This window comes from Pseudomonas alkylphenolica (assembly GCF_016009175.1).
In the GTDB taxonomy this organism is placed as follows: domain Bacteria; phylum Pseudomonadota; class Gammaproteobacteria; order Pseudomonadales; family Pseudomonadaceae; genus Aquipseudomonas; species Aquipseudomonas alkylphenolica_B.
Window position 1 is genome coordinate 42,616 of record NZ_JADUCM010000007.1, and the last position, 25,603, is coordinate 68,218.

Below are 25,603 nucleotides of genomic sequence, written 5' to 3' on the forward strand. Positions count from 1 at the left end.
TCTCACTGATGGACATGCAATCCCGAATTCGCCAGCTTTTTCAGGCCAGCATCAACACCAAGCAACAGGCGATGGAAGTCCTTGCACCCCACATCGAGCAAGCCAGTCAGGTCATGGTCAATGCGCTGCTCAACGAGGGCAAGATGCTCGCCTGCGGCAATGGCGGCTCGGCCGGCGATGCCCAACACTTTTCCTCCGAGCTGCTCAACCGCTTCGAGCGTGAGCGCCCAAGCCTGCCGGCCATCGCCCTGACCACCGACAGCTCGACCATCACCTCGATCGCCAACGACTACAGCTACAACGAAATCTTCTCCAAGCAGATCCGCGCCCTCGGCCAACCAGGCGATGTGTTGCTGGCGATTTCGACCAGCGGTAACTCGGCAAACATAATTCAGGCGATCCAGGCCGCACATGATCGCGAAATGATTGTCGTAGCTCTGACCGGACGCGATGGTGGCGGCATGGCCTCACTGCTGCTGCCCGAAGACGTCGAGATTCGCGTACCGGCCAACGTCACCGCACGTATCCAGGAAGTCCACCTGCTGGCGATCCACTGCCTTTGCGATCTGATCGACAGCCAATTGTTCGGGAGTGAAGAATGACCCCTAACCGCCTCGGCCTGATGGCCCTGACCCTGTGCCTGAGCCTGACCGGCTGCAGCTCGGTGCTCACCGCCACGCGCGACACGCCGATCGAAGACGATCGCGGCACGCGCACCTTCGGCAGCAAGATCGATGACTCGCTGATCGAAACCAAGGTATCGGTCAACGTTGCCAAGGCCAGCCCAGACCTGGACAAGAACTCGCACATCGTTGTCAGCAGCTTCAACGGCATCGTCCTGCTGGCCGGCCAGACCCCGCGCGCCGACCTCAAGTCCCTCGCCGAGCAGGCAGCCGGCCAGGTGCAACGCGTTAAGAAAGTCCATAACGAACTGCAGGTACTGCCGCCTTCGTCGATCCTGGCGCGCAACAACGACGCCTGGCTGACCACCAAGATCAAAGCCCAGATGCTGACCGACAACAACATTCCCGGTTCACGCATCAAAGTGATCACCGAGAATGGCATTGTCTACATGCTCGGCCTGCTGACCCAACAGGAAGCCACCCGCGCCACCAACCTGGTGCAGGGCGTGTCGGGCGTACAGAAGATCGTCAAGCTGTTCGAATACATCGACTGAATACCCACTCTCTACACCTAGCCTAGGAAGTCCCCATGAAAAACGGCCTGCTGTCCACCCTGCTGATCGGCGCTTTCGCCACCCTGGCCGGCTGCTCCACCCCAAGCCTGATCACCCTCAACGACGGCCGCGAATTCCAGGCCGTCGATGCCCCGCACTTCGAACGCAGCACCGGCTTCTACGAGTTCGAGCAACTGGACGGCAAAGTGACCCGCGTCAACAAGGATCAGGTCCGCACTATCAGCGACCTGTAATTCTTTCGCGCAATAAAAAAGGCGATCCAACCGGATCGCCTTTTTTATTACTTCACAACCTTCAGGCTCGGACGCCCACTTGGCCGCGGTGGCTGCCCACCCGCCGGCGGACCGTCATCATCGGGCTCGACACCCTCGTCGTCGGCGTATTCTTCATCTTCTTCGAATACCGGCGGCTCGAGCTCAAAGACCATGCCCTGACCGTTCTCACGGGCATAGATACCGAGAATCGCACCGGCAGGCACGAACAAGGTATGGGCAACACCGCCAAAGCGTCCCTCGAAGCTCACTGCGTCGTTATCCATGTGCAGATGACGTACGGCATTGGGCGAGATGTTCAGGACGATCTGGCCGTCACTGGCGAAGCCCTGGGGCACCTGTACCTTCGGGTACTCGGCATTGACCAGCATGTGGGGGGTGCAGTCGTTATCCACGATCCACTCATAGAGTGCACGTACCAAATAGGGGCGACTGGAGTTCATCGACAGCTCCTTAAAACCTAGCGCATTTCACGTTCAGCAGCGGACAGGCTTGCCTGGAAAGCTTCGCGGGCAAACTGTCGCTCCATGTAATCGAGCAACGGCTTGGCCGGCCGCGGCAGTTCAATTCCCAACACTGGCAAACGCCAGAGTATGGGCAGTAGACAACAATCAACCAGACTTTGCTCCTCACTGAGGAAACAGGGCTTGTCGGCAAACAACGGCGACACGCCGGTCAGGCTCTCGCGCAGCTCCTTGCGGGCCTGGACCCGGACGGCATCCTTGGTGCGCGGATCAAGGATCTGATCGACCAAAGCACACCAGTCGCGCTGGATGCGATGGATCAGCAGCCGGCTGTTGGCCCGCGCCACCGGATACACCGGCAGCAAGGGAGGATGCGGGTAACGCTCATCGAGGTATTCCATCACCACGGTCGACTCGTACAGTGCCAAGTCGCGATCGACCAGGGTCGGCACGCTGCCATAGGGGTTCACTTCGACCAGCTTGGGCGGCAGGCGTCCGGGATCGACATTGATGATCTCGACGCTGACACCTTTCTCGGCGAGAACGATGCGCACCCGATGAGAATAATGGTCAGCGGGGTCGGAGTAGCAGGCCAACCGGTTGGTCACGCCCATAGTGGTCCTCCTCGCAGATGAAATTATAGAAGCTACAAATGCAAACGCGCCCTGCGGGCACCTCCGTTATCCGGAGGCACCCCAGGGCGCGTTCAACTACCAGAAACTACTGCGTGATCAGTGCACGTCCTTCCAGTATTCGCGCTTGAGCAGGTAAGCGAATATGAAGAAGAAGGCCAGGTACAGCAGCACGTAGGTGCCGATGCGCTGACTTTCCAGTTTGACCGGGTTGGCCGAGTAGGCCAGGAAGGTCACCAGATTCTTGACCTTCTCGTCGAACTGCTCTTCGTTCAGGGTACCGGATTTCGGCTCCACGGTCAGCTGGTCGCATGCTTCATGGGTCAATGGCGAGCCGGTCAGCGGGTCAAATTGCTTCTTGCCGTCGACCACGGTCTGCACTTGTTTGCAGCCGATGACCTGATTGCCCTGCAGGCCAACCAGCACGTTAGGCATGCCAACGTTCGGGAAAACCTTGTTGTTCACCCCGTACGGACGCGAACTGTCCGCATAGAAGCTGCGCAGGTAGGTATACAGCCAGTCGGTGCCACGCACCCGTGCAACCAGGGTCAGGTCGGGCGGCGCCGCACCGAACCAGGTCTTGGCGTCTTCAGGCTTCATGCCGATCTTCATATGGTCGCCAATCTTGGCGCCGGTAAACACCAGCTTCTCGAGCATCAGCTCGTGAGGAATGCCCAGGTCGTCGGCAACCCGCTCGTATCGCTGGAACTTGGCGCTGTGGCAACCCATGCAATAGTTGGCAAAGGTACGCGCACCGTCCTGCATGGCCGCCTTGTCGCTCAGATCGATATCGACCTTGTCCAGCTCCAGGCCGTGCTCGGCCGCGAAGGTCAACGAGGGCATCACTGCCAGAATCAATACTGCAAATAGCTTTTTCATCAGCCAGTCACCCTTTCCGGAACCGGTTTGGTCTTCTCGAGCCGGGTGTAGAACGGCATCAGAAGGAAGTAGGCGAAATACAGGAAGGTGCATACCTGCGACAGCAACGTACGGCCCGGGGTTGGCGCCAGCACGCCGAGCACACCGAGGATCACGAACGAGATGCAGAACACCACCAGCCAGATCTTGCTCATCCAGCCCTTGTAGCGCATGGACTTCACCGGACTGCGGTCGAGCCATGGCAGCACGAACAGCACGGCAATCGCGGCACCCATGGCGATAACGCCGAGGAGCTTGTCCGGTACTGCCCGCAGGATTGCGTAGAACGGTGTGAAGTACCAGACCGGGGCAATATGCTCTGGAGTCTTGAAGGCGTTCGCCTGCTCAAAGTTCGGTTTTTCCAGGAAGTAACCACCCATTTCCGGGAAGAAGAACACAATGGCGCAGAACACGAAGAGGAACACGACGACACCGACAATGTCCTTCACGGTGTAGTACGGGTGGAACGCGATACCGTCCAGCGGTACACCGTTTTCGTCTTTGTGCTTCTTGATATCGACGCCATCCGGGTTGTTCGAACCCACTTCGTGCAGGGCCAGGATGTGCAGCACCACCAGGCCAAGGATCACGATGGGCAGTGCAACGACGTGCAAGGCGAAGAAGCGGTTCAGGGTAATGCCGGAGATCAGGTAGTCACCACGAATCCACTGGGTCAGGTCATCGCCGATCACCGGAATCGCACCGAACAGCGAGATGATCACCTGGGCGCCCCAGTACGACATCTGGCCCCATGGCAGCAGGTAGCCCATGAAGGCTTCGGCCATCAGCGCCAGGTAGATCAGCATGCCGAACACCCACACCAGCTCGCGAGGCTTCTGGTACGAGCCGTACAGCAGACCGCGGAACATGTGCAGGTAGACGACGATGAAGAATGCCGACGCGCCGGTGGAGTGCAGGTAGCGCAGGATCCAGCCGTACTCGACATCACGCATGATGTATTCGACCGAGGCAAACGCCTCTTCGGCCGAAGGGGTAAAGCTCATGGTCAGCCAGACACCGGTAACGATCTGGTTAACCAGCACCAGCAGCGCCAGGGAGCCGAAAAAATAGAAGAAGTTGAAGTTCTTTGGTGCGTAGTACTTGCTGAGGTGGTCTTCCCACATCTTGGTGGCGGGGAAGCGGGCGTCAACCCAGTCCATGAACTTACTCATCACGCGTTCTCCTGATCGACGCCGACGACAATGATGTCGTCCGACTCATAAGAGTGCGGCGGCACTGGCAGATTGAGCGGCGCCGGCTGGGATTTGTAAACGCGGCCGGCCAGGTCGTAGTGGGAACCGTGACATGGGCAGAAGTAACCCCCCACCCACTTGGGACCCAGGTCGACCGGGGCGACTTCAGGACGGAAGGTTGGCGAGCAGCCCAGGTGGGTGCACAGGCCGACCAACACCAGGATTTCCGGCTTGATCGCGCGGTTTTCCGGGTTGACGTAAGTGGGCTGGACCGATGCTTTGGACTCAGGGTCGGAGAGGTCGCCGGTGATCTTCTTGAGGTTGCCAAGGATCTCTTCGGTACGGCGGACGATGAAGACTGGCTGGCCGCGCCATTCAGCAATCATTTGCTGGCCCGGCTCAATCTTGGCGATGTTGACCTTCACCGGTGCACCCGCGGCTTTCGCCTTGGCACTGGGGAACCATGACCCCACGAACGGGACCGCAGCCCCCACCGCTCCTGCAGCACCCACCACGGATGTGGCTGCTACGAGGAAGCGACGCCGGCCTGCATTGACGCCGTCATTGCTCATTCAGTCCTCTCCCATCAGCTTTATGGCCTGTTACAACAGGCATCTACTTAAGTAATTTCTGAACTGCTTAAAATTTGCCGCATGGTAATGAAAAGACCCTGCTATTACAAGGTGATTAGCCATGGCAAAAGGCTGCATCCCTTATAGCACTTGACTTGCGTCTATGCGGCAAGTTGTCACGTCACAGGCTAAGTAAAGGCCAATATGTTTATTCAAGACATAAAAAAAGCCCGGTTCCACTGGAACCGGGCTTTTTTTGAACGCCGAAGCGAAAATTAACGCTTGGAGTACTGAGGACGCTTACGTGCTTTACGCAGACCCACTTTCTTACGCTCGACTTCACGAGCGTCGCGGGTGACGAAGCCAGCACGACGCAGAGCGCCACGCAGAGTCTCGTCGTAGTCCATCAGTGCACGGGTGATACCGTGACGGATCGCACCAGCCTGGCCGCTGACACCACCACCGATAACGGTGACGTAGATGTCAAACTTCTCGGTGGTTTCAGTGAGTTCCAGCGGCTGGCGAACTACCATGCGCGCGGTTTCACGACCGAAGAAGGTGTCCAGAGGACGGTTGTTGATGGAGATGTTACCGGTACCTGGACGCAGGAAAACGCGAGCGGTTGCGGTCTTGCGACGGCCAGTGCCGTAATTTTGAGTCGCCGACATAATGAACTATTCCGTTAAATCTTCAGTTCTTGGGGCTGCTGAGCAGTATGAGGGTGAGCAGCGCCCGCATAGACTTTCAGCTTACGGTACATGTCGCGACCCAGTGGGTTTTTAGGCAGCATGCCTTTAACCGCGGTCTCGATCACGCGCTCTGGGGCCTTGGCGATCAACTTCTCGAAGTTGATTTCCTTGATACCGCCCGGGAAGCCGGAGTGGGAGTAGTACATTTTGTCCGAAGCTTTGGCACCAGTAACACGTACCTGCTCGGCGTTGATTACGACGATGTAGTCGCCGGTGTCAACGTGAGGGGTGTATTCTGGCTTGTGCTTGCCACGCAGACGGGTAGCGATTTCGGTAGCCAGACGACCCAGGGTCTGACCAGCGGCGTCAACTACGAACCAGTCGCGCTTTACTGTTTCCGGTTTAGCAGTAAAAGTTTTCATTCTTTATAGCCTCAGGGGCCGCCCAGCGAAAATAAGACGGCGGATCTTACTGGATAGTGCGCACCTTGACAAGTCAAGGACACAGCCGCACACGGACGCTATCGGGGGCTCGGGTCAGCGCGTCCAATATTCGGCAGGGTTCTTCTATGAAGCGGGGCATCACTCCCACAACACGGAGAGGGGCTGAATTATCCAGATTGCGAAAAAAAATTCAACCTGCTTTTATGCTTCTTTTGCCAGGAACACGCCAATGGACTACCGCAAACTGGGCCGTACCGACCTCAACGTCAGCGCCCTGTGCCTGGGAACCATGACCTGGGGCGAGCAGAACGACCAGGCTCAGGCCTTCAGCCAGATCGAACGCGCCAAGGCCGCGGGGATCAACTTCATCGACACCGCCGAGATGTATCCGGTGCCGCCCCGCCCGGAAACCTACGCCAGCACCGAGCGCATTATCGGCAACTGGTTCAAGGCCCGCGGCGACCGCGCCGACTGGATCCTGGCCAGCAAGGTAGCCGGGCCGGGCAACGGCATCAGCCACATCCGTGACGGCCAGCTCAAGCACAACCGCCAGCACATCGTTGCGGCGCTGGACGACAGCCTCAAGCGCCTGCAGACCGACTGGATCGACCTGTACCAGTTGCACTGGCCGGAACGCGGCACCAATTTCTTCGGCAAGCTGGGCTACCAGCACCTGCCCGAGGACCACTTCACCCCGCTGGAAGAAACTCTGGAAGTGCTCGACGATCAGGTCAAGGCCGGCAAGATCCGTCACATCGGCCTGTCCAACGAAACGCCGTGGGGCACCATGAAGTTCCTGCAACTGGCCGAGAGCCGTGGCTGGAGCCGCGCAGTGTCGATCCAGAACCCCTACAACCTGCTCAACCGCAGCTTCGAGGTGGGCCTGGCAGAAATCGCCATCCGCGAACAGTGCGGCCTGCTCGCCTACTCGCCGCTGGCCTTTGGCATGCTCTCGGGCAAATACGAAAACGGCGCGCGCCCCGCGCAAGGTCGCCTGACCCTGTTCAGCCGCTTCTCGCGCTACTCCAGCCCGCAAACGGTAGCGGCCTGCAGCCGCTACGTGAAGCTGGCCCGCGACCACGGCCTGGACCCGGCGCAAATGGCCCTGGCCTTCGTCACCCAGCAGCCGTTCGTGACCAGCAACATCATCGGCGCCACCAGCCTCGAGCAACTGGACAGCAACCTCGCCAGCATCGACCTCACGCTTTCCCAGGAGCTCTTGGCAGGCATCGAAGCCATCCATCAGGACCAGCCCAACCCGGCCCCCTGAAGCGCGATAGCAGATCCCGCGCACTGCGCGGGATTCGAGGGTAGACACAACGGCCAAAAAATAAGACGATCCAGCCGGTGATTGACCACTCTCCCCTATAAGAATAAAGAAAATGATGTTTACCCAACCGAGCGCGTCCTTGCGGCGCGTCAGTATCCTGGCCATCGATAACGTCTTTGCGTCGACCCTGATGCAGGCCAAGGATTTCTTCTACCTGGCCAGCCTGCGCTACGGCAAGCAACTGGGGCTGGGCCTCAAGCCGATGTTCGAGACTCGCCTGGTGAGCCCCGACGGGCAGCCGGTGCGCAGCTTCAGCGAAGTCATGCTCCCCGTGGACAGCGGGCTGGAGCAGGCCGATGTGATCATCCTGCCGGCCTTCTGGGACGACTTCGACGCGCTCTGCCAGCGCTACCCGCAGGTGTTGCCGTGGCTGCGTGAGCAGCATGCACGCGGCGCCGTGCTGTGTGGCGAAGCCAGCGGGGTGTTCTGGCTGGCCGAGGCCGGCCTGCTCGACGGCAAGGAGGCGACCACCTACTGGCGCTTTTTCAGCCAGTTTGCCGAGCGCTTCCCCAACGTCAGCCTGAATCAGGACAAGCACCTGACCGACGCCGACAACCTCTATTGCGCTGGCGGCACCACCTCGGCCTGCGACCTGTACATCTACCTGATCGAACGTTTCTGCGGCGCCAACGTCGCTCAGGCGGTCGCCCGCGACACGCTCTACGAGGTGCAGCGCAACTACACCCCGGGGCGCATGGGCTTTGGCGGGCAGAAGCTGCACCAGGACCTGACCATCCTGCAGATCCAGCAATGGCTTGAAGAGCACTTTGCCGACAAGTTCCGCTTCGAAGATGTGGCGCGCAACCACGGCATGAGCATTCGCAACTTCATGCGTCGTTTCCAGGGTGCCACCGGTGACAAGCCGTTGCATTACCTGCAGCGACTGCGTATCGAAACGGCCAAGGGCCTGCTCTCCGGCACGCGCAAGAGCATCAAGACCATCAGCTATGAAGTGGGCTATGACGATGCCAGCTTCTTTGCACGCCTGTTTCGGCAGCACACGGAACTGTCGCCGAACCAGTATCGCCAGCAGTTTGTGCAGGAAGCCTGAAAGGTAACGATGCAGGAGCCCGGCTTGCCGGCAAGCCGGCTCCTGCAGGACGCGTTAAGGCTTGTGCGCCCGCGACAGGAACTCGTGGGACTGCATTTCCAGCAAGCGGCTCAAGGTGCGCTGGAACTCGAAGGTCAGGCGACCGCCGGTGTACAGGTCCTTGAGTTCAACTTCGGCCGAGATGATCAGCTTGACGTTGCGGTCGTAAAATTCGTCGACCATGTTGATGAACCGGCGGGCGATGTCGTCGGTGGCCACGCTCATCTGTTCAACGCCGCTGAGCAACACGGCATGGAAGATCTTGCCCAGTTCGATGTAGTCGTTCTGGCTACGCGGGCCATCGCACAGCTCGCGGAAGTCGAACCAGGCCACATCGTCACAGGTACGCAGCGCACGGATCTCGCGGTTTTCGATGATCAGTACGTCGTTTTCCACCGCCAGGGTGCATTCAGGCGTCAACGCCCGGAAGCTTTTACGCAGGCTTTCGTGAGCGGCTTCGTCCAGTGGGAAGTGGAACAGCTCAGCCTGCTCCAGATGACGCAAGCGATAGTCGACGCCACTGTCGACGTTGACGATGTCGGTGTTCTGCTTGATCAGGGCGATGGCCGGCAGGAAACGCGCACGCTGCAGGCCGTCCTTGTACAGGCCGTCCGGCACGATGTTGGACGTTGCCACCAGGGTCACGCCGTTCTTGAACAGCTCTTCCATCAACGTGCCAAGAATCATCGCATCGGTAATGTCCGAGACAAAGAATTCGTCAAAGCAGATCACCCGCGCTTCTTCGGAGAAACGCTTGGCAATGATGGTCAGCGGGTTCTTTTCGCCCTTGAGGGTTTTCATTTCCTCGTGCACCCGCTTCATGAAGCGGTGGAAGTGCGTACGCACCTTCTGCTTGAACGGCAGCGCTTCGAAGAAGGTATCGACCAGGTAGGTCTTGCCGCGCCCTACCCCACCCCAGAAGTACAAGCCCTTGACCGGTGCCTGCTCCTTCTTGCCGAACAACTTGCCGAACACGCCCGGCTTGTTGTTCTGCGCCGCGATCAGATCGTCGTACAGGCGCTGCAAATGACGCACCGCAGTTTCCTGCGCCGCATCATGGAAGAATTCGGGACGTTTCAGATCTGCTTGATATCGTTCTAGGGGCGTCATAATTCGTTAGCAAGGTAACAAAAACGGGCCGTCACTGTAGCGACGGCCCCGGATAATGGCAATCAGACTTGCGTCTGGCCGTTCAGTCCTGCTGTGGCTGCAAGGCTACGCGCAGGCTCTCGATGGCGGCATCACGCGCGGCTTCATCAGCCAGCTGCGGACCGTCGGCAACGCATTCGCCTTCCAGCCACAGGCTGAAGCCCAGGCCTTCGGTACGCACATCCAGCTCGCCGCCTTGTTGCAGTTGCTTGCTCACCGCACCGGCAGTTTTGCCATCGGCAAAGTTACGCGACAGCAGCAGTTGCTCGCCATCGGCCGCCAGCAGACGGAAACGGAAGCTGCCGTCGTCTTCGCGGAAGCTGACAAAACGCGCGGCCTTGGCGGCTTTCTTTTTGACCTGGGCGGTGCCCTGCTCAATGCTGCGGAACGAACGCAGGCCCACCGCTTCACGCAGTTGCTCGAGGAACGGCGTGGCGACCTTGCGTGCTTTTTGCGCACCGGCCAGAAGAATGTCTTCGAGGTCGGCCGGACGGCTGATCAGTTGGTGATAACGCTCGCGCGGCTCACTCAACTGGCCATCGAGCAACTGGAACAGACGCTGCTTGGCTTCACCCCAACCCAGCCCTTGCAGCAGTTCACTGCGGAATTCATCGGCCTGAGCCGACGTGGCGAAGGCCTGGAACAGGGTGAACAGGTGCGAATTGTCCGGGTCTTTCGCTTCGCCCGGGGCGCGCGAATCGGTAACGATACGCGAGATCGCGTCCTTCATGTCCTTGGCGCTGGTGAACAACGGAATGGTGTTGTCGTAGCTCTTGGACATTTTGCGGCCATCCAGGCCCGGCAGGGTTGCCACGCTTTCTTCGATCAGCGCTTCGGGCATGGCAAAGAATTCCTTGCCCTGGCCGAACAGGTGGTTGAAACGCTGGCCGATATCGCGGGCCATTTCCACGTGCTGGATCTGGTCGCGACCAACCGGAACCTTGTTGGCGTTGAACATCAGAATGTCGGCAGCCATCAGCACCGGGTAGCTGTACAGGCCCATGCTGATACCCGCATCCGGGTCTTCACCGTTTTCCAGGTTCTTGTCCACCGAGGCCTTGTAGGCATGAGCACGGTTGAGCAGGCCCTTGGCCGCCACACAGGTCAGCAGCCAGGTCAGCTCGGGAATCTCGGGGATATCGGACTGGCGGTAGAAGGTCACCCGCTCCGGGTCCAGGCCACCGGCCAGCCAGGTCGCGGCGATTTCCAGACGCGAGCGCTGGATGCGCTGCGGGTCATCGCATTTGATCAGGGCGTGGTAGTCGGCCAGGAAGTAGAACGAGTCGACTCCCGGCTCACGGCTGGCGAGGATCGCCGGGCGAATGGCACCGGCGTAGTTGCCCAGGTGAGGCGTGCCCGTGGTGGTGATACCGGTAAGGATGCGCGTAGTCATGGGTAATCGCTTATCAGGCTTGTATCAGTTCGAAAGGCGCGGCAGCACCAGATCCTTGAGGTCGGTGAGCTTGCCGTGAAAAAAGTGTCCGCATTCTGCCACTTTCAGCAGCTCATGGGGACGCGAGAGTGCTTCGGACCAGTCGTAGACGAGCTGCGGATCGATCACTTCGTCGGTTTCCGGCTGGATCACGCTCAGCGCGCACGCTTGCGGCACGGCATCGTTGCCGCCCAGGCGCATCACCGCCGGGGCAACCATGAACAGTTGCCTGATGGCCACCTGCTCAGCCTCCAGGCGTCCGCCCAGGCTGGCAGCGACAAAACCACCGAAAGAGAAACCCATCAAGGTCAGCGGCAATTGCGGGTGTTTTTCGCGCAACCAGGCGGCAGCAGCCTGGGCATCGTCGACTTCGCCGCTGCCCATGTCATGGCTACCGGCACTGGCGCCGACCCCACGGTAATTGAAACGCAGGGTGATATAGCCCGCGTCACGTGCGGTACGCTGCAGCATCGACACCACCTTGTTGGTCATGGTGCCACCCTGTACCGGGTTGGGGTGACACAACAGCACCACGCCACGGGCATCGGCCACATCAAGATACAAGGCTTCCAGTTGACCGACCGGGCCATCAATGAATACGGGGGTTTCGCGGATAAGCAAGGATAAACTCCGTGACCTCGGAAAGGGTCGACACGTCTAGCTGAATGATTCTGTCTGAGATATTTGCGATCGTTCGCGGTATACAGCGCAGGTCCGAGCCGTTAACGTAAAGCAAAGCCGTTTATAGAGGAAGGACTCGTGGAACTCTCGCTCTTAGTTTGGTTGTTGCCGACCCTGGCCCTCGTCGTGGGCGTGGTCGTTGGTTTCCTGGTTGCCCGCCTGCTGCCCAATGCTGCACCGAGCAGCACCCAGCGGCAGCTGGACGATATCCAGGAACGCTTCGACAGCTACCAGAATGAGGTGGTTACTCACTTCAACAGTACGGCTGCGCTGGTCAAGAAACTGACCCAAAGTTACCAGGAAGTGCAGGACCATCTGGCTGATGGCGCCAACCGCCTGGCCCTGGACGACCTGACCCGCCAGCGTCTGCTGGCCGCCCTGCATTCGGAGGCCGCACAGGCGCCGCGTGATCGCCTGACCCCGCCAAAGGACGCCGAAGTGCCACGCGACTATGCACCCAAAGCGCCCAATGCACCGGGCATGCTCGATGAGCATTACGGGCTCAAGCGTAACTGACCAAAAAGCCCCGCCATCTGGCGGGGCTTTTTATTGAACCACCGGCGCAGCCACCTCAACAATACCAGGGCGCCTTCCCTGTCTTGTGACCATAGCGCTCCAGCGCCTGATCCAGCACCCGTCGCTCCATGCCGCCCTGAACCACCAGGCTGTGCAGACTGGCCAGCACGATACTGAAGCGGTCCACCTCGAAGAAGCGCCGCAGCTGCTGGCGGGTATCACTGCGACCAAATCCGTCCGTACCCAGGGTGACGTAAGGCGCCTGCACATACTCGGCAATCAGCTGCGGCCAGGCACGCACGTAATCCGTGGCAGCAATGACCGGTTCGTTTCCGGCCAGGCAACGCTGAACATGGCTGAGGGTGTCTCTGTCCAGGCCCAGTCGAGCGGCGCGCTGACCATCCCGCGCCTCACGTGCCAGCTCGCTGAAACTGGTGACGCTGAACACTTGGCTATCGATGTGCCAGTCGCTTGCCAGCAATTCGCTAGCGGCGATGACCTCACGCAGGATCGCCCCCGAACCCAGCAAACGCACCCGTCCTCGTGCATCGACCACCTGCTGCTGCACATAGCAGTACATACCGCGTAACACCTCTTCATGGACCTGCGCAGGCAGGGACGGTTGTGGATAGTTTTCATTCATCAGCGCCACGTAATGGAACTCGTCATGCTGCTCGGTGAGCATGCGCCGGGCCGCATGCTCGAGAATCACCGCCAGCTCACCGGCAAAGCACGGCTCCCAGGCGCGGCAGTTGGGGACCATGGCAGCCATCACCAGGCTCGAACCATCCTGGTGCTGCAACCCTTCCCCACCCAGGGTGGTACGCCCGGCCGTGGCACCGAGCAGCAAACCGCGGGCACGCTGGTCGGCTGCGGCCCAGATCAGGTCGCCGACGCGTTGAAAGCCAAACATTGAGTAATAGATGTACACCGGCAGCATCGGCTCACCGTGCACGACGTAAGAAGTGGCGGCGGCAACCCAGGAGGAGATCGCCCCCGCCTCGGTTATGCCCTCTTCAAGCAATTGCCCATCGCGCGCTTCCTTGTAGGACAGCAGCGAGCCGGCATCTTCCGGCTCATAGCACTGCCCCTGAGGCGAATAGATACCGATCTGACGGAACAGGCTGGCCATGCCGAAGGTGCGCGCCTCGTCCGCCACAATCGGCACCACACGCGGCCCCAGGTGCGGCGCCTTGAGCCAGGCGCCAAGCATGCGTACGGCGGCCATGGTGGTGGACATTTCCTTGCCTTCGGCCTGCAAGGCAAATCGTCCCATGTCTTCCACAGCAGGCACCGGGATCGGGCGCACGTCGGCACGCCGTGCTGGCAAAGGCCCGCCGAGCGTCGCACGGCGCTCGCGTAGATAGCGCAGCTCGGGGCTGTCTTCGGCCGGGCGATAGAACTGCAGCTGCTCGACCTGGGTGTCACTCAGCGGCAGGTGAAAGCGGTCACGAAACGCCAGCAACGCCTGGACGTCGAGCTTTTTCGCCTGGTGCGCGGTCATACGCGATTCACCGGCAGCGCTCATGCCGTAGCCTTTTTTGGTCTTGGCCAGGATCACTGTCGGCCGCCCGCTGCAGGCCTTGGCAGCCGCAAAGGCAGCATACAGTTTGCGAAAATCGTGCCCCCCGCGCTTGAGCGCGTTGATCTCCGTCGAACTCATGTGTTCGACCAGTTTCTGCAAGGCCGGCTGCTGATTGAAAAAGTGTTCGAGGTTATAGGTGCCATCTTTGGCGCCGAGGTTCTGAAATTGCCCATCCGGTGTGGCCGCCAGCTGGCGCAACAACACGTGCTCGGTATCGCGGGCGAACAAGGCATCCCATTCCGAGCCCCACAGCACTTTGATCACGTTCCAGCCAGCACCGCTGAACAGGGCTTCGAGTTCCTGAATGATCTGGCCATTGCCGCGCACCGGACCGTCCAGGCGCTGCAGGTTGCAGTTGATGACAAAGGTGAGGTTATCCAGCTGCTCACGAGCGGCCAGGGTCAACCCGGCGATCGACTCCGGCTCATCCATCTCGCCGTCGCCAAACACGCCCCACACATGCCGTGCGCCAGTGTCGAGCAACTGCCGGTGGTGCAGGTAGCGCATGAACCGCGCCTGGTAAATCGCGTTGAGCGGGCCGATCCCCATGGAACCGGTCGGAAATTGCCAGAAGTCAGGCATCAACCAAGGGTGTGGATACGAGCTCAGGCCGTTGCCCGACACCTCCTGACGGTAACTGGCGAGCTGCTCTTCACTCAGCCGGCCTTCAAGAAAGGCCCGCGCGTAAACACCCGGCGCCGAATGCGGCTGGAAGAACACCAGGTCGGCCGTTCGCTGCTCGCCCCCGGACTCGCCACGAAAGAAATGCTGGAAACCGACCTCGAAAATTTCCGCTGCCGAGGCATAGCTGGCAATATGCCCGCCCAGGTCGCCATACGCCTGGTTGGCCCGCATGACCATGGCCAAGGCATTCCAGCGCAGCAGGCTGGTGATCCGCTCTTCCAGCTCCAGGTCGCCGGGATAGGCGCCCTGCTGCTCTACCGATAACGTGTTGCGGTATGCCGAGAAAGGCTGTGCACCGCGCTCCACACCCAATTCCCGGGCGTGCGCCTCAAGCTGTTCGAGGAGAAAACGCGCGCGCTGCGGGCCACAGTGCTGCAGGGTCGACTCCAGCGCCTCCAGCCACTCGGCGGTTTCGCCCGGGTCGCTATCGACCTCGGGCGCGTCTCCCGGGCGTCGTGGAACGCTATCTCCCGACACAAGGCTCATCGTTGCCACCATTGCGTTGACCTCTTCCGTGAGCAGTTCAGGCGCAGGCGTTCAGGGCCTGCTCGATGTCGGCCAGCAGATCGTCGATATCTTCAAGACCTACCGACAGCCTGACCAACCCTTCAGAAATGCCATACCGGGCGCGCTCCTGCGGGGTATAGCTGGAGTGGGTCATGCTCGCCGGGTGCTGGGCCAGAGATTCGGCATCTCCAAGGCTCACCGCCCTGCTGAACAACTGCAGGGCATTCATGAAGCGCCGTCCGGCACCGATACCGCCCTTGAGCTCGAAAGCGATCATGCCGCCAGGCAAGCGCATCTGCCGCCGGGCCAGCTCGAACTGAGCGAAGCCGGGCAAGCCGGGATAGTTGATCAGCTCCACGGCCGGGTGCTGCTGCAAGTACTCGGCAATTGCCTGGGCGTTGCTGCAGTGGCGATCCATGCGCAGGTTCAGAGTTTTCATCCCGCGCATCAGCAGCGCGGCATCTTGCGGCGACATCACCGCGCCGGTCATGTCCTTGAGCCCTTCAAGCCTCACCCGGTCCACCAGTGCCTGGCGCCCCACCACCAACCCGGCAGTGATATCGCCGTGGCCGCTCAGGTACTTGGTCGCCGAATGCACCACCAGGTCGGCACCCAGTTCCAGCGGGCGTTGCAGGTAAGGCGTGCAGTAAGTGTTGTCGACCACCACAGTAATATCGCGCTGATGGGCAATCTTCGCCACTGCGGCGATGTCGGCCATCTGCATGTTGGGGTTGGCCGGGGTTTCGAAGTAGATCACCTTGGTTTGCGCGCTGATCGCAGCCTCCAGGGCCTGCAGGTCGGTCATGTCGACATGCCGGACCTTGACCCCGAACTCGCCGATGCCGTGATGCAGGAAAGCGAAGGTACAGCCGTAAAGCGTTCGGCCGACCAGCACTTCGTCGCCCGGCCGCAGCAGCGTCCACAGGGTGGCCGTAATCGCCCCCATCCCTGAGGCCAGCGCCAATCCCGCTTCAGCGCCCTCAAGTGACGCTATTCGGGTTTCCAGCAGCGCCAGCGTGGGGTTGGAAATGCGCGTATAGAAATGCCCGCCTGCCTCACCGGCAAAGCAGGCGGCACCGTATTCAACCGTAGGAAACGCGAAGGTGGCGGTTTGATAGACCGGCGGAACCAGTGAGCCTTGATGGCTCAACGGGTCGTAGCCGTGGTGAATGGCACGGGTAGCAAAACCTGAATCCTTGGTGGAGCCGCTCATGACAACAGCCTCTTGTGGTTTGTTATAAGCTTATGCCACTGAGGTGCTGATTTTTTTCCAAATGTAACCACCGTCTTCGATGGTTATTGACATAAAAACAATGAATTCAGGCCACGGAGGGCAAAACATGCCTGCCGCCATCGACCGTACCGACCGCGCCCTGCTGGGTGCCCTGCAGAACAACGCCCGACTGACCGTTTCCGAGCTGGCCGACAGCGTCGCACTGACCACTTCACCGTGCTGGCGGCGGGTCAAGTTGCTCGAAGAGAACGGCTATATCACCGGCTACCAGGCCATCCTTTCGCCCAAGGCGCTGGGCTTTGGTGTGACAGCCTTTGTCAGCATCATGATGGACTCCCACTCCAAGGACATGGCCCGCGCGTTCGAACAGCGTCTGATGGAAATCCCCGAGATTGTTGCTTGCCACAACATCTCCGGACGTTACGACTTCCTGCTGGAGGTACTGGCGAGGGACCTGGAGTCGTTTGGCGAATTCGCCCGGGAGGTGTTGCAGACGTTGCCGGGGGTGAAGGAAATCTATTCGAGTTTTTCGTTCAAGGCGGTGAAGGAGAAGCGGGTGATTCCGGTGTCGGAAAAACATATCTGACCCGGCTCCCACACAACAAAAAGCCCCACCGCAGTGAGGCTTTTTGTTCAACCGTAACGCTTAGATCGCGCCACGCTTGCGCAGCAGCTCCAGCACCTGCTTGACGCCGTCTTCCAGACTGACGTTCTGGGTATCCACCACCAGATCGGCATCCAGCGGAACGTCATACGGGAAGCTTTCGCCCGGGATGTTGTCGCCACCGGCAGCGTACAGGCCCTGTGGATCACGCTCACGGCAGGCCATAGGCGAAGCCTGGACGTAAACGGTGATCAAGCGCTCCTTGCCGATCAGCGCCTTGGCCTGCTCACGGCCTTCGGCATCCGGGGCAACAAACGCGGCCAGGGTCAGCAGGCCGGCTTCGTTGAACTGACGGGCAACGTGCGCGGCACGACGCCAGTTCTCGGTGCGGCCGGCACGGTCCTGGGGCAGACCCTTGTTCAGGTCGTGACGCAGGTTCTGGCCATCCAGCACATAGACCGCACGCCCCATGTCGAACAGCTTGCGCTCAACGGCATAGGCCAGGGTGCTCTTGCCGGCGCCCGACAGGCCGCTGAACAGCACGGTGGCTGGCTGCTGGCCGAAGCGCAGGGCACGCTCTTCGGTAGCCACGTGGGCCAGCTTACCGTGCTGGCCGATGGTACCGTGCGGTACAACCGGTGGCGCGATGATCATGCCGGCGCCTACGGTGCCGTTGGTCAGGCGGTCGATGACGATGAACGCACCGGTGGTGCGGTTGCTGTCATAGCCGTCCAGCGCGATCGGGGCGTCGAGGCTGACCTTGACCTTGCCGATCTCGTTCAGTTGCAAGGCACTGGCAGCACCCTGCTCCAGAGTGTTCACATCGACCTTGTGGGCGATGCTGGCAATCGAACCCGGCACGTAGCTGGTGGCGCGCTTGATGTCGTACTTCTTGCCCGGCAGCATCGGCTCTTCAGCCATCCACACCAGCATGGCATCGAACTGATCGGTTACCGGCGGAACGTTGTCGGCATGCACCAGCAGGTCGCCACGGGAGATGTCGATCTCGTCTTCCATGGTCAGGGTCACTGCCTGGCCAGGGCCGGCGTTCTCCAGTTCACCTTCGAAGGTGACGATGGACTTGACCCGGCTGCTCTTGCCCGACGGCAGCACAACGATTTCGTCGCCCTTGTGCACCACGCCGCTGGCCAGGGTGCCGGCGAAACCGCGGAAGTTCAGGTTCGGACGGTTAACGTACTGCACCGGGAAGCGCAGGTCGGTGAAGTTGCGGTCGGCCGCCACTTCCACAGTCTCGAGGATTTCCATCAGCGCAGGGCCGGTGTACCACGGCGAACGCTCGCTGCGGTTGACCACGTTGTCGCCCTTGAGGGCCGACATCGGCACGAAGTGCAGGCTGCTCGGCGCCATGTTGATGGCTTCGGCAAACTTCAGGTAGTCGGCCTTGATGCTCTCGAACACACTTTCGTCAAAGCCTTTGAGGTCCATCTTGTTGACGGCGACGACGATGTGCTTGATGCCCAGCAGCGAAGCAATGTAGCTGTGGCGACGGGTCTGGGTCTGTACGCCGTAACGGGCATCAACCAGGATGATCGCCAGGTCGCAGGTCGACGCACCGGTTGCCATGTTGCGGGTGTACTGCTCGTGGCCCGGGGTGTCGGCGATGATGAACTTGCGCTTGGCAGTGGAGAAATAGCGGTATGCGACATCGATGGTGATGCCCTGCTCGCGCTCGGCCTGCAGGCCGTCTACCAACAATGCCAGGTCGATGTCGTCACCGGTGGTGCCGACTTTCTTCGAATCGCGGGTGATGGCTTCCAGATGATCTTCGTAGATCATCTTCGAGTCGTGCAGCAGGCGCCCGATCAGGGTGCTCTTGCCGTCATCGACGTTACCGCAGGTCAGGAAGCGCAGCAGTTCTTTACGTTCGTGCTGGGCCAGGTAAGCGAGGATGTCCTCGCTGATCAGATCAGATTGGTGCGACATGAAGAGACCCTAACTTAGAAATAGCCCTGACGTTTTTTGTCTTCCATGGAGCCTGCGCCATCGTGGTCGATGACACGGCCCTGGCGCTCGGAAGTGCGGGTCAGGAGCATTTCCTGGATGATGTCGGTGAGGCTTTCAGCCTCGGACTCCACCGCACCCGTCAACGGGTAGCAGCCAAGGGTACGGAAGCGCACTTTCTTTTTGACGATGCGGGCTTTTTCTTCATCCGAGAGGTGCTCGAGGATGCGCTCGTCGTCAATCATGATCAGGGTGCCGTTCTTCTCGATCACTTCACGTTCGGCAGCGAAGTACAGCGGCACGATCGGGATGCCTTCGAGGTAGATGTACTGCCAGATGTCCAGCTCGGTCCAGTTCGACAGCGGGAACACGCGAATCGATTCGCCCTTGTTGACCTTGCCGTTATAGACGTTCCACAGCTCTGGGCGCTGGTTCTTCGGGTCCCAGCGGTGCTTGCTGTCACGGAACGAATAGACACGCTCCTTGGCCCGCGACTTCTCTTCGTCGCGACGCGCGCCACCAAAGGCGGCATCGAAGCCGTACTTGTCGAGCGCCTGCTTGAGGCCCTCGGTCTTCATGATGTCGGTGTGCTTGGCGCTGCCGTGGGTGAACGGGTTGATGCCCTGGGCGACGCCGTCCGGGTTCACGTGAGTGATCAGCTCCAGGCCCATTTCCTCGACCATCTTGTCGCGGAAGCTGTACATCTCCTGGAATTTCCACTGGGTGTCGACGTGCATCACCGGGAACGGCAGCTTGCCCGGGAAGAAGGCCTTGCGTGCCAGGTGCAGCATCACGGCCGAATCCTTGCCGATCGAGTACAGCATCACCGGGTTATCGAACTCGGCGGCCACCTCACGAATGATGTGGATGCTCTCCGCCTCCAACTGTTTCAAATGCGTCAGTTTGTCGACCATGGCTACTCACGGAAATACGATCTTATGGACGGCCAGCGGGCCGTGTTCGAGCGGGCCACTTTATCACAGCACTCGATTCTATTTAGGCGGCCAACTAGAACGAAACAGTATAAGAATATGCCCTGCCGTTTTAGCTCAAATCGGGTTCGGGCAATCGATGAACAGGTGCTCCAGGGCAAAGCGCCGCGCCAGGTAATCGCCCAGCGCCTGGACGCCGTATCGTTCGGTGGCATGGTGACCGGCGGCAATGAAGCTGATGCCGTTTTCCCGGGCGCTGTGGAAGGTCTGCTCGGAGGCCTCGCCACTGAGGAACAGGTCAACCCCGGCGGCATTTGCCTGGTCGATATAGCCCTGGCCGCCGCCGGTGCACCAGCCGACACGGCGAATGATCTGCTCGCCCTCGATCAGCAAGGGCTCACGGCCCATGGCTTCCTGCACCTTGCGGGCAAAGTCGCGTGCCGACATCGGCTCGGCCAGCGACCCGACCAGGCCGACCACTCGCAGGTTGTCCGGGTCCAGCGGGCCTTCGACGGTGATATCGAGCTGGCGCGCCAGCTGTACGTTGTTGCCGACCTCAGGGTGCAGGTCCAGCGGCAGATGGAAGGCCAGCAGGCTCACATCGTTTTTCAGCAGCGTCTTCAGCCGGCGCTGCTTCATGCCGGTGATGCAGGGGTTTTCGCCTTTCCAGAAATAACCGTGGTGGACCAGCACCAGGTCAGCATTCGCCTCTACCGCCGCGTCCAGCAATGCCTGGCTGGCAGTCACGCCGCTAACGATACGGGTGACCTGTGGACGACCCTCGACCTGAAGGCCGTTGGGGCAGTAATCCTGGATTTTTGCGCTGCCAAGGTAGCGTTCGGCTTCCTCGACCAGGGTGCTCAGGGCAACAGCCATGAAAAGACTCCTCAAAACAGCAGTTCAGTGCGGCGCAAGGCCCCGTATAATGACCGCCATTATGGGCCGTCGCCGGGTTTGGGGAAACCGACGGCAGATGCCTGGGGGCCGGGTCGCTATTTGTTTAGCCTGCGTAACGATTTAACTGTTTGTGCACATCCTGTGCCGCAGTATGATCGCGCGCGCTCTACGCTCCCACGCACCCGACGGCCCTCTGCCCACTCCCAGGACTCGTTCAATGTTCAAGGCTTTGCGTTACTTTGGCTGGCCGCTGCTGGTCGGCGTGCTGATCGCCCTGTTGATCATCCAGCGCTTTCCACAATGGGTCGGCCTGCCCAGCCAGGACGTCAACCTGCAACAAGCACCGCAAACCACGCGGATCATGCAGGGCCCGGTGTCATACGCCGATGCCGTGACCATCGCCGCCCCGGCAGTGGCCAACCTGTACACCACCAAAGTGGTCAACAAAGCCGCCCATCCATTGTTTGAAGACCCGCAGTTCCGTCGCTTCTTTGGCGACAACCTGCCCAAGCAACGGCGCTGGGAGTCGAGCCTGGGCTCGGCGGTGATCATGAGCCCGGAAGGCTACCTGCTGACCAACAACCACGTGACCTCCGGCGCCGACCAGATCGTGGTGGCCCTCAAGGACGGCCGTGAAACCCTCGCCCGCGTCATCGGCAGCGATCCGGAAACAGACCTCGCGGTACTCAAGATCGACCTGAAGAACCTGCCATCGATCACCATCGGCCGCTCCGACAGCATTCACATCGGTGACGTTGCGCTGGCCATCGGCAACCCCTTCGGTGTCGGCCAGACCGTGACCATGGGCATTATCAGCGCCACCGGCCGTAACCAGCTGGGCCTGAACAACTATGAAGACTTCATCCAGACCGACGCCGCCATCAACCCGGGCAACTCCGGCGGCGCACTGGTCGACGCGAACGGTAACCTGACCGGCATCAACACCGCGATCTTCTCCAAGTCCGGTGGCTCGCAGGGCATCGGTTTCGCCATTCCGACCAAGCTGGCCCTGGAGGTGATGAAGTCGATCATCGAGCATGGCCAGGTGATTCGTGGCTGGCTGGGGATCGAAGTGCAGGCACTGGGCCAGGAACTGGCTGACTCGTTCGGCATGCAGGGTCGCCCCGGGATCGTCGTTTCGGGCGTGTTCCGTGACGGCCCGGCGCAAAAGGCCGGCCTGCAACTGGGCGACATCATCCTCAGTATCAATGGCGAGCTGGCCGGTGATGCCCGCCGCTCGATGAACCAGGTGGCGCGGATCAAGCCCAACGACAAGGTAGCGATTCAGGTGATGCGCAATGGCAAGGAGTTGAAGCTGATGGCCGAAGTCGGCTTGCGTCCACCACCTGCGCCGGCCCCTAAAGAAGAAGAGTGACCCCTGCCCGGACACGCCGAGCCCAGGAAACACAAAGGGCTCGAGGGTCTGTTGTCGGAAATCGCAGTCTTTTGCGCCAATAAAAAAGGCGAGCCCTACGGCTCGCCTTTTTTTACGTCTACATTCCGACCCATAACGAACACGTATTCAGTGCAAAATCTGACTCAAGAACAGCTTGGTCCGCTCATTCTGCGGCCGGTCGAAGAAGTCGTCCGGCGCTGCCTGCTCAACGATCTCCCCTTTGTCCATGAAGATCACCCGGTTCGCCACGGTACGGGCGAAGCCCATTTCGTGGGTCACGCAGAGCATGGTCATGCCGTCTTCAGCCAGGCTGACCATGGTGTCGAGTACTTCCTTGACCATTTCCGGGTCGAGCGCCGAGGTCGGTTCGTCGAACAGCATGATCTTCGGTTTCATGCACAGCGCACGGGCAATTGCCACGCGCTGTTGCTGGCCACCGGACAATTGCCCCGGGTACTTGTGCGCCTGCTCCGGAATCCGCACCCGCTCCAGGTAGTGCATGGCGATTTCCTCGGCCTTGCGCTTGGGCAACTTGCGCACCCACATCGGCGCCAGGGTGCAGTTCTGCAGGATGGTCAGGTGCGGGAACAGGTTGAAGTGCTGGAACACCATGCCGACTTCGCGACGGATCGCTTCAATCTGTTTGAGGTCGTTGGTCAGCTCCACGCCATCGACCACGATGCGGCCCTGCTGGTGCTCTTCCAGGCGGTTGAGGCAACGGATGGTGGTTGACTTGCCCGAGCCCGAGGGCCCGCACAGGACGATACGTTCGCCCTGGCGCACATTGAGGTTGATGTCCTTGAGCACGTGGAACTGGCCGTACCACTTGTTCACGCCCTGCATCTGAATAATGCCTTCAGGGCTCACAGGCTGTTTGATCGCTTCACTCATGGTATTGCTCCTAACGCTTGTGGCCTGTGTCCAGCTTGCGCTCCAGATGCATGGAGTAGCGGGACATACCGAAACAGAAAATCCAGAAAACCAGGGCGGCGAACACATAGCCCTCGGTCGCCATACCCAGCCAGGTGGGGTCGGCCGCGGCTTGCTTGACGCTGTTGAGCAGGTCGAACAGGCCGATGATGATCACCAGGCTCGTGTCCTTGAACAGGGCGATAAAGGTGTTGACGATGCCCGGGATCACCAGCTTCAGGGCCTGCGGCAGAATCACCAGGCCCATCGAACGCCAGTAACCCAGGCCCATCGCCGACGCCGCTTCGTACTGGCCTTTAGGGATGGCCTGCAAACCGCCGCGCACCACTTCGGCGATGTACGCCGACTGGAACAGGATCACCCCGATCATCGCCCGCAGCAGTTTGTCGAAGCTCATGCCTTCGGGCAGGAACAACGGCAGCATCACCGACGACATGAACAACACCGTGATCAACGGCACGCCGCGCCAGAACTCGATGAACGTAACGCAGACGACCTTCACCGCCGGCATCTTCGAGCGTCGCCCCAGCGCCAGCAGAATGCCCAGCGGCAAGGCCCCGACAATGCCGACGGTGGCAATCACCAGGGTCAGCATCAAGCCGCCCCACTTGTTGGTCGGTACCGTGGACAGGCCCAGGTAACCGCCGTGCAGCAAGGTGAAGGCAATGATCGGGTACAGCACCAGGAAGCACAGGCCGTAAGTCGCCTTGCGCGGAAAGCGCGCGATGAACAGTGGCGCGGCACCAATCACCGCCAGCCATACCGTCAGGTCGACGCGCCAGCGCAGTTCGCTGGGGTAGTAGCCGTACATGAACTGCCCGAAGCGTTGCTGGATGAACACCCAGCAAGCGCCTTCCTTGGTGCAATCGGCGCGGGTGGTGCCGACCCAGTTGGCGTCGAAGATCGACCACTGCAACAGCGGCGGCACGATCAGCCACACCAGGTACAGGGCAAACAGCGTGAGCAAGGTGTTGAGCCAGCTGGAGAACAGGTTGGCGCGCATCCAGGCCAGCACGCCGACGGTTTTCACCGGTGGCGGCATATCAGGTTTGAAAACATGGGTAGTCATGCGCGTGTCCTCACCGCTCGATCAGCGCAATGCGCTTGTTGTACCAGTTCATCAACAGAGAAATGCTGATGCTGATAGCCAGATAGACACTCATGGTGATGGCGATCACCTCGATAGCCTGGCCGGTCTGGTTGAGTACGGTTCCCGCGAACAACGACACCATTTCCGGATAGCCTATACCGGCGGCCAGCGAAGAGTTCTTCGCCAGGTTCAGGTACTGGCTGGTCAACGGCGGAATGATCACCCGCAGCGCCTGGGGAATGATCACCTTGCGCAATGTCGGGCCTTCACGCAGCCCCAGGGAGCGGGCGGCCTCGGTCTGGCCGTAGCTGACCGAGCGAATGCCCGAACGCACGATCTCGGCAATGAACGCCGCGGTGTAGATGGTCAATGCCAGGGTCAGTGCAAGCAGCTCCGGGATCAATACCCAGCCGCCGACGAAGTTGAAACCCTTGAGCTGCGGCATTTCCCAGTGCAGCGGGCTACCCGCCAGCAGCACGCTGAGGGCGGGAATGCCGAGGAACAGGAACAAACCGACCCAGAACTTGTGAAACGGCTCGCCAGTGGCTTCGAAGCGCCGGTTGGCCAGGCGCACCATCACCACAATGGCGACAATGGCCAGCACCAGGCTGACGACAAATGGCCAGAATCCTTCGGCCACAGAAGCACCGGGCATGTTCAGGCCCCGGTTGCTGATAAAGAAGGCGTCGTTGATATTGATACTGCCCCGCGGTCCCGGCAGGGTCAGGAACACCGCGAAGTACCAGAACAGGATCTGCAGCAGCGGTGGAATGTTACGGAAAGTCTCGACATACACCGTGGCCAGCTTGTTGATCATCCAGTTCGGTGACAACCGCGCCACACCGATGATGAACCCCAGCAGGGTCGCCAGGACGATACCGATAAAGGTCACCAGCAGCGTGTTGAGCAGGCCGATGACGAATACCCGGGCATAGCTGTCTTGTTCGGTGTAGGGAATCAGGTGTTGAGCGATACCGAAACCGGCACTGCGCTCGAGAAAGTCGAAGCCCGAAGTGATGCCCCGGTGCTGCAGGTTGGTCTGGGTGTTGTGAAACAGGTACCAGCCCAGAGCAACCACCGCGACCACGGTGATGATCTGGAACAGCCACGCACGCACACGTGGATCGTTAAGGGATGGCCCCTTGGGTGCGCCGATTTGATTTTGCATGTAATGCCCCGAAAGGAAGGGAAGCGAACAGCCTG

Annotated in this window: 26 protein-coding genes; 8 read left to right on the forward strand and 18 right to left on the reverse strand. The window is 60.3% G+C overall.

The window, feature by feature from the left end:
• Positions 1 to 8: 8 nt before the first annotated feature.
• Genes I5S59_RS09065 through I5S59_RS09075 form a run of 3 tightly spaced genes read left to right on the forward strand, consistent with a single transcriptional unit; the run spans position 9 to position 1,431 of the window.
• Positions 9 to 602, forward strand: coding sequence for a phosphoheptose isomerase (locus I5S59_RS09065; protein ID WP_026001179.1), 594 nt, complete (start codon positions 9 to 11; stop codon positions 600 to 602).
• Positions 599 to 1,177: a BON domain-containing protein gene (locus I5S59_RS09070; protein ID WP_197876296.1), complete on the forward strand. Its 579-nt coding sequence runs from the start codon at positions 599 to 601 to the stop codon at positions 1,175 to 1,177. Before I5S59_RS09065 ends, I5S59_RS09070 begins: the two co-directional genes overlap by 4 nt.
• A 35-nt stretch (positions 1,178 to 1,212) precedes the next feature.
• The gene (locus I5S59_RS09075; RefSeq protein ID WP_128323890.1) at positions 1,213 to 1,431 is read left to right on the forward strand and encodes a YgdI/YgdR family lipoprotein; all 219 of its coding nucleotides are present in this window, start codon (positions 1,213 to 1,215) and stop codon (positions 1,429 to 1,431) included.
• 47 nt (positions 1,432 to 1,478) lie between these two features.
• On the opposite strand, the gene I5S59_RS09080 is transcribed toward I5S59_RS09075, so the two are convergent.
• The 7 genes from I5S59_RS09080 to rplM form a co-directional block, all read right to left on the reverse strand.
• Complete coding sequence (locus I5S59_RS09080; protein ID WP_197876297.1) at positions 1,479 to 1,913, reverse strand: ClpXP protease specificity-enhancing factor; 435 nt, start codon at positions 1,911 to 1,913, stop codon at positions 1,479 to 1,481.
• A 17-nt stretch (positions 1,914 to 1,930) separates the two neighbouring features.
• Positions 1,931 to 2,548 (reverse strand): glutathione S-transferase N-terminal domain-containing protein, encoded by a 618-nt coding sequence (locus I5S59_RS09085; protein ID WP_197876298.1) that lies wholly within the window; start codon positions 2,546 to 2,548, stop codon positions 1,931 to 1,933.
• Between the two features lie 117 nt (positions 2,549 to 2,665).
• A complete protein-coding gene (locus tag I5S59_RS09090; protein WP_128323887.1) occupies positions 2,666 to 3,445 on the reverse strand; it encodes a cytochrome c1 in 780 nt (259 codons plus the stop codon).
• Complete coding sequence (locus tag I5S59_RS09095) at positions 3,445 to 4,656, reverse strand: cytochrome b (RefSeq protein ID WP_128323886.1); 1,212 nt, start codon at positions 4,654 to 4,656, stop codon at positions 3,445 to 3,447. The genes I5S59_RS09090 and I5S59_RS09095 overlap by 1 nt, the downstream gene beginning before the upstream one ends.
• Positions 4,656 to 5,249 carry a ubiquinol-cytochrome c reductase iron-sulfur subunit gene (gene petA / locus I5S59_RS09100; RefSeq protein ID WP_128323885.1) on the reverse strand — a complete coding sequence of 198 codons (594 nt, stop codon included), beginning with the start codon at positions 5,247 to 5,249 and terminating at the stop codon, positions 4,656 to 4,658. Before petA ends, I5S59_RS09095 begins: the two co-directional genes overlap by 1 nt.
• A gap of 275 nt (positions 5,250 to 5,524) precedes the next feature.
• A complete protein-coding gene (gene rpsI, locus I5S59_RS09105; RefSeq protein ID WP_128323884.1) occupies positions 5,525 to 5,917 on the reverse strand; it encodes a 30S ribosomal protein S9 in 393 nt (130 codons plus the stop codon).
• A 14-nt stretch (positions 5,918 to 5,931) separates the two neighbouring features.
• Complete coding sequence (gene rplM, locus I5S59_RS09110; protein ID WP_128323883.1) at positions 5,932 to 6,360, reverse strand: 50S ribosomal protein L13; 429 nt, start codon at positions 6,358 to 6,360, stop codon at positions 5,932 to 5,934.
• Between the two features lie 250 nt (positions 6,361 to 6,610).
• On the opposite strand from rplM, the gene I5S59_RS09115 reads away from it, so the two are divergent.
• Together I5S59_RS09115 and I5S59_RS09120 are read left to right on the forward strand one after the other, a co-directional pair.
• Positions 6,611 to 7,651, forward strand: a complete 1,041-nt coding sequence (locus tag I5S59_RS09115) for an NADP(H)-dependent aldo-keto reductase (RefSeq protein ID WP_197876299.1) — start codon at positions 6,611 to 6,613, stop codon at positions 7,649 to 7,651.
• Between the two features lie 214 nt (positions 7,652 to 7,865).
• A complete protein-coding gene (locus I5S59_RS09120) occupies positions 7,866 to 8,762 on the forward strand; it encodes a GlxA family transcriptional regulator (RefSeq protein ID WP_197876403.1) in 897 nt (298 codons plus the stop codon).
• A gap of 54 nt (positions 8,763 to 8,816) precedes the next feature.
• Here I5S59_RS09120 and zapE read toward each other — a convergent pair whose 3' ends face one another.
• The 3 genes from zapE to I5S59_RS09135 all read right to left on the reverse strand — a co-directional run bounded on the left by zapE (position 8,817) and on the right by I5S59_RS09135 (position 12,003).
• Positions 8,817 to 9,911 carry a cell division protein ZapE gene (gene zapE / locus I5S59_RS09125; protein WP_128323881.1) on the reverse strand — a complete coding sequence of 365 codons (1,095 nt, stop codon included), beginning with the start codon at positions 9,909 to 9,911 and terminating at the stop codon, positions 8,817 to 8,819.
• Between the two features lie 82 nt (positions 9,912 to 9,993).
• Positions 9,994 to 11,343, reverse strand: coding sequence for a tryptophan--tRNA ligase (locus I5S59_RS09130; RefSeq protein ID WP_197876300.1), 1,350 nt, complete (start codon positions 11,341 to 11,343; stop codon positions 9,994 to 9,996).
• 24 nt (positions 11,344 to 11,367) lie between these two features.
• Entirely contained in the window at positions 11,368 to 12,003 is a 636-nt protein-coding gene (locus I5S59_RS09135; protein ID WP_197876301.1) for an alpha/beta hydrolase, read from the reverse strand.
• 138 nt (positions 12,004 to 12,141) lie between these two features.
• Here I5S59_RS09135 and I5S59_RS09140 point away from each other — a divergent pair, with 138 nt between their 5' ends.
• The gene (locus I5S59_RS09140) at positions 12,142 to 12,579 is read left to right on the forward strand and encodes a YhcB family protein (protein ID WP_128323878.1); all 438 of its coding nucleotides are present in this window, start codon (positions 12,142 to 12,144) and stop codon (positions 12,577 to 12,579) included.
• 55 nt (positions 12,580 to 12,634) lie between these two features.
• Here the strand turns inward: I5S59_RS09140 and mdeB are convergent, their stop codons facing one another.
• Positions 12,635 to 15,334: an alpha-ketoglutarate dehydrogenase gene (mdeB, locus tag I5S59_RS09145; protein ID WP_197876302.1), complete on the reverse strand. Its 2,700-nt coding sequence runs from the start codon at positions 15,332 to 15,334 to the stop codon at positions 12,635 to 12,637.
• A gap of 37 nt (positions 15,335 to 15,371) precedes the next feature.
• Entirely contained in the window at positions 15,372 to 16,568 is a 1,197-nt protein-coding gene (locus tag I5S59_RS09150; RefSeq protein WP_197876303.1) for a methionine gamma-lyase, read from the reverse strand.
• Positions 16,569 to 16,695: 127 nt separating this feature from the next.
• Here I5S59_RS09150 and I5S59_RS09155 point away from each other — a divergent pair, with 127 nt between their 5' ends.
• Positions 16,696 to 17,175 (forward strand): Lrp/AsnC family transcriptional regulator, encoded by a 480-nt coding sequence (locus I5S59_RS09155; RefSeq protein ID WP_197876304.1) that lies wholly within the window; start codon positions 16,696 to 16,698, stop codon positions 17,173 to 17,175.
• A gap of 60 nt (positions 17,176 to 17,235) precedes the next feature.
• Here the strand turns inward: I5S59_RS09155 and cysN are convergent, their stop codons facing one another.
• From cysN to I5S59_RS09170, 3 genes are all read right to left on the reverse strand, one after another.
• Positions 17,236 to 19,137 carry a sulfate adenylyltransferase subunit CysN gene (gene cysN / locus I5S59_RS09160; protein WP_197876305.1) on the reverse strand — a complete coding sequence of 634 codons (1,902 nt, stop codon included), beginning with the start codon at positions 19,135 to 19,137 and terminating at the stop codon, positions 17,236 to 17,238.
• Between the two features lie 14 nt (positions 19,138 to 19,151).
• Positions 19,152 to 20,069, reverse strand: coding sequence for a sulfate adenylyltransferase subunit CysD (cysD, locus tag I5S59_RS09165; RefSeq protein WP_028943259.1), 918 nt, complete (start codon positions 20,067 to 20,069; stop codon positions 19,152 to 19,154).
• Between the two features lie 135 nt (positions 20,070 to 20,204).
• Positions 20,205 to 20,963 (reverse strand): Nif3-like dinuclear metal center hexameric protein, encoded by a 759-nt coding sequence (locus I5S59_RS09170; protein WP_197876306.1) that lies wholly within the window; start codon positions 20,961 to 20,963, stop codon positions 20,205 to 20,207.
• A gap of 238 nt (positions 20,964 to 21,201) precedes the next feature.
• On the opposite strand from I5S59_RS09170, the gene algW reads away from it, so the two are divergent.
• Positions 21,202 to 22,359, forward strand: a complete 1,158-nt coding sequence (algW, locus tag I5S59_RS09175) for a Do family serine endopeptidase AlgW (protein WP_197876307.1) — start codon at positions 21,202 to 21,204, stop codon at positions 22,357 to 22,359.
• Between the two features lie 147 nt (positions 22,360 to 22,506).
• Here algW and I5S59_RS09180 read toward each other — a convergent pair whose 3' ends face one another.
• Genes I5S59_RS09180 through I5S59_RS09190 form a run of 3 tightly spaced genes read right to left on the reverse strand, consistent with a single transcriptional unit; the run spans position 22,507 to position 25,568 of the window.
• On the reverse strand, positions 22,507 to 23,271 hold the full coding sequence (locus tag I5S59_RS09180) for an amino acid ABC transporter ATP-binding protein (protein ID WP_128323864.1): 765 nt from the start codon (positions 23,269 to 23,271) through the stop codon (positions 22,507 to 22,509).
• 10 nt (positions 23,272 to 23,281) lie between these two features.
• Positions 23,282 to 24,379, reverse strand: a complete 1,098-nt coding sequence (locus I5S59_RS09185; protein WP_197876308.1) for an amino acid ABC transporter permease — start codon at positions 24,377 to 24,379, stop codon at positions 23,282 to 23,284.
• Positions 24,380 to 24,389: 10 nt separating this feature from the next.
• Positions 24,390 to 25,568: an amino acid ABC transporter permease gene (locus tag I5S59_RS09190; RefSeq protein ID WP_128323862.1), complete on the reverse strand. Its 1,179-nt coding sequence runs from the start codon at positions 25,566 to 25,568 to the stop codon at positions 24,390 to 24,392.
• Positions 25,569 to 25,603 lie beyond the last annotated feature (35 nt).

What these genes read in the sequence shown, in the direction of transcription:
- I5S59_RS09190 (WP_128323862.1), bottom strand. Translation starts at nt 25,568, where the DNA reads ATGCAAAATCAAATCGGCGCACCCAAGGGGCCATCCCTTAACGATCCA.
- I5S59_RS09065 (WP_026001179.1), top strand. Translation starts at nt 9, where the DNA reads ATGGACATGCAATCCCGAATTCGCCAGCTTTTTCAGGCCAGCATCAAC.
- rpsI (WP_128323884.1), bottom strand. Translation starts at nt 5,917, where the DNA reads ATGTCGGCGACTCAAAATTACGGCACTGGCCGTCGCAAGACCGCAACC.
- I5S59_RS09150 (WP_197876303.1), bottom strand. Translation starts at nt 16,568, where the DNA reads ATGAGCGGCTCCACCAAGGATTCAGGTTTTGCTACCCGTGCCATTCAC.
- I5S59_RS09130 (WP_197876300.1), bottom strand. Translation starts at nt 11,343, where the DNA reads ATGACTACGCGCATCCTTACCGGTATCACCACCACGGGCACGCCTCAC.
- rplM (WP_128323883.1), bottom strand. Translation starts at nt 6,360, where the DNA reads ATGAAAACTTTTACTGCTAAACCGGAAACAGTAAAGCGCGACTGGTTC.
- I5S59_RS09180 (WP_128323864.1), bottom strand. Translation starts at nt 23,271, where the DNA reads ATGAGTGAAGCGATCAAACAGCCTGTGAGCCCTGAAGGCATTATTCAG.
- I5S59_RS09085 (WP_197876298.1), bottom strand. Translation starts at nt 2,548, where the DNA reads ATGGGCGTGACCAACCGGTTGGCCTGCTACTCCGACCCCGCTGACCAT.
- I5S59_RS09070 (WP_197876296.1), top strand. Translation starts at nt 599, where the DNA reads ATGACCCCTAACCGCCTCGGCCTGATGGCCCTGACCCTGTGCCTGAGC.
- zapE (WP_128323881.1), bottom strand. Translation starts at nt 9,911, where the DNA reads ATGACGCCCCTAGAACGATATCAAGCAGATCTGAAACGTCCCGAATTC.
- algW (WP_197876307.1), top strand. Translation starts at nt 21,202, where the DNA reads ATGTTCAAGGCTTTGCGTTACTTTGGCTGGCCGCTGCTGGTCGGCGTG.
- mdeB (WP_197876302.1), bottom strand. Translation starts at nt 15,334, where the DNA reads ATGAGCCTTGTGTCGGGAGATAGCGTTCCACGACGCCCGGGAGACGCG.
- I5S59_RS09155 (WP_197876304.1), top strand. Translation starts at nt 16,696, where the DNA reads ATGCCTGCCGCCATCGACCGTACCGACCGCGCCCTGCTGGGTGCCCTG.
- I5S59_RS09115 (WP_197876299.1), top strand. Translation starts at nt 6,611, where the DNA reads ATGGACTACCGCAAACTGGGCCGTACCGACCTCAACGTCAGCGCCCTG.
- I5S59_RS09090 (WP_128323887.1), bottom strand. Translation starts at nt 3,445, where the DNA reads ATGAAAAAGCTATTTGCAGTATTGATTCTGGCAGTGATGCCCTCGTTG.
- I5S59_RS09075 (WP_128323890.1), top strand. Translation starts at nt 1,213, where the DNA reads ATGAAAAACGGCCTGCTGTCCACCCTGCTGATCGGCGCTTTCGCCACC.
- I5S59_RS09095 (WP_128323886.1), bottom strand. Translation starts at nt 4,656, where the DNA reads ATGAGTAAGTTCATGGACTGGGTTGACGCCCGCTTCCCCGCCACCAAG.
- I5S59_RS09080 (WP_197876297.1), bottom strand. Translation starts at nt 1,913, where the DNA reads ATGAACTCCAGTCGCCCCTATTTGGTACGTGCACTCTATGAGTGGATC.
- cysD (WP_028943259.1), bottom strand. Translation starts at nt 20,069, where the DNA reads ATGGTCGACAAACTGACGCATTTGAAACAGTTGGAGGCGGAGAGCATC.
- cysN (WP_197876305.1), bottom strand. Translation starts at nt 19,137, where the DNA reads ATGTCGCACCAATCTGATCTGATCAGCGAGGACATCCTCGCTTACCTG.
- I5S59_RS09185 (WP_197876308.1), bottom strand. Translation starts at nt 24,379, where the DNA reads ATGACTACCCATGTTTTCAAACCTGATATGCCGCCACCGGTGAAAACC.
- I5S59_RS09170 (WP_197876306.1), bottom strand. Translation starts at nt 20,963, where the DNA reads ATGGCTGTTGCCCTGAGCACCCTGGTCGAGGAAGCCGAACGCTACCTT.
- petA (WP_128323885.1), bottom strand. Translation starts at nt 5,249, where the DNA reads ATGAGCAATGACGGCGTCAATGCAGGCCGGCGTCGCTTCCTCGTAGCA.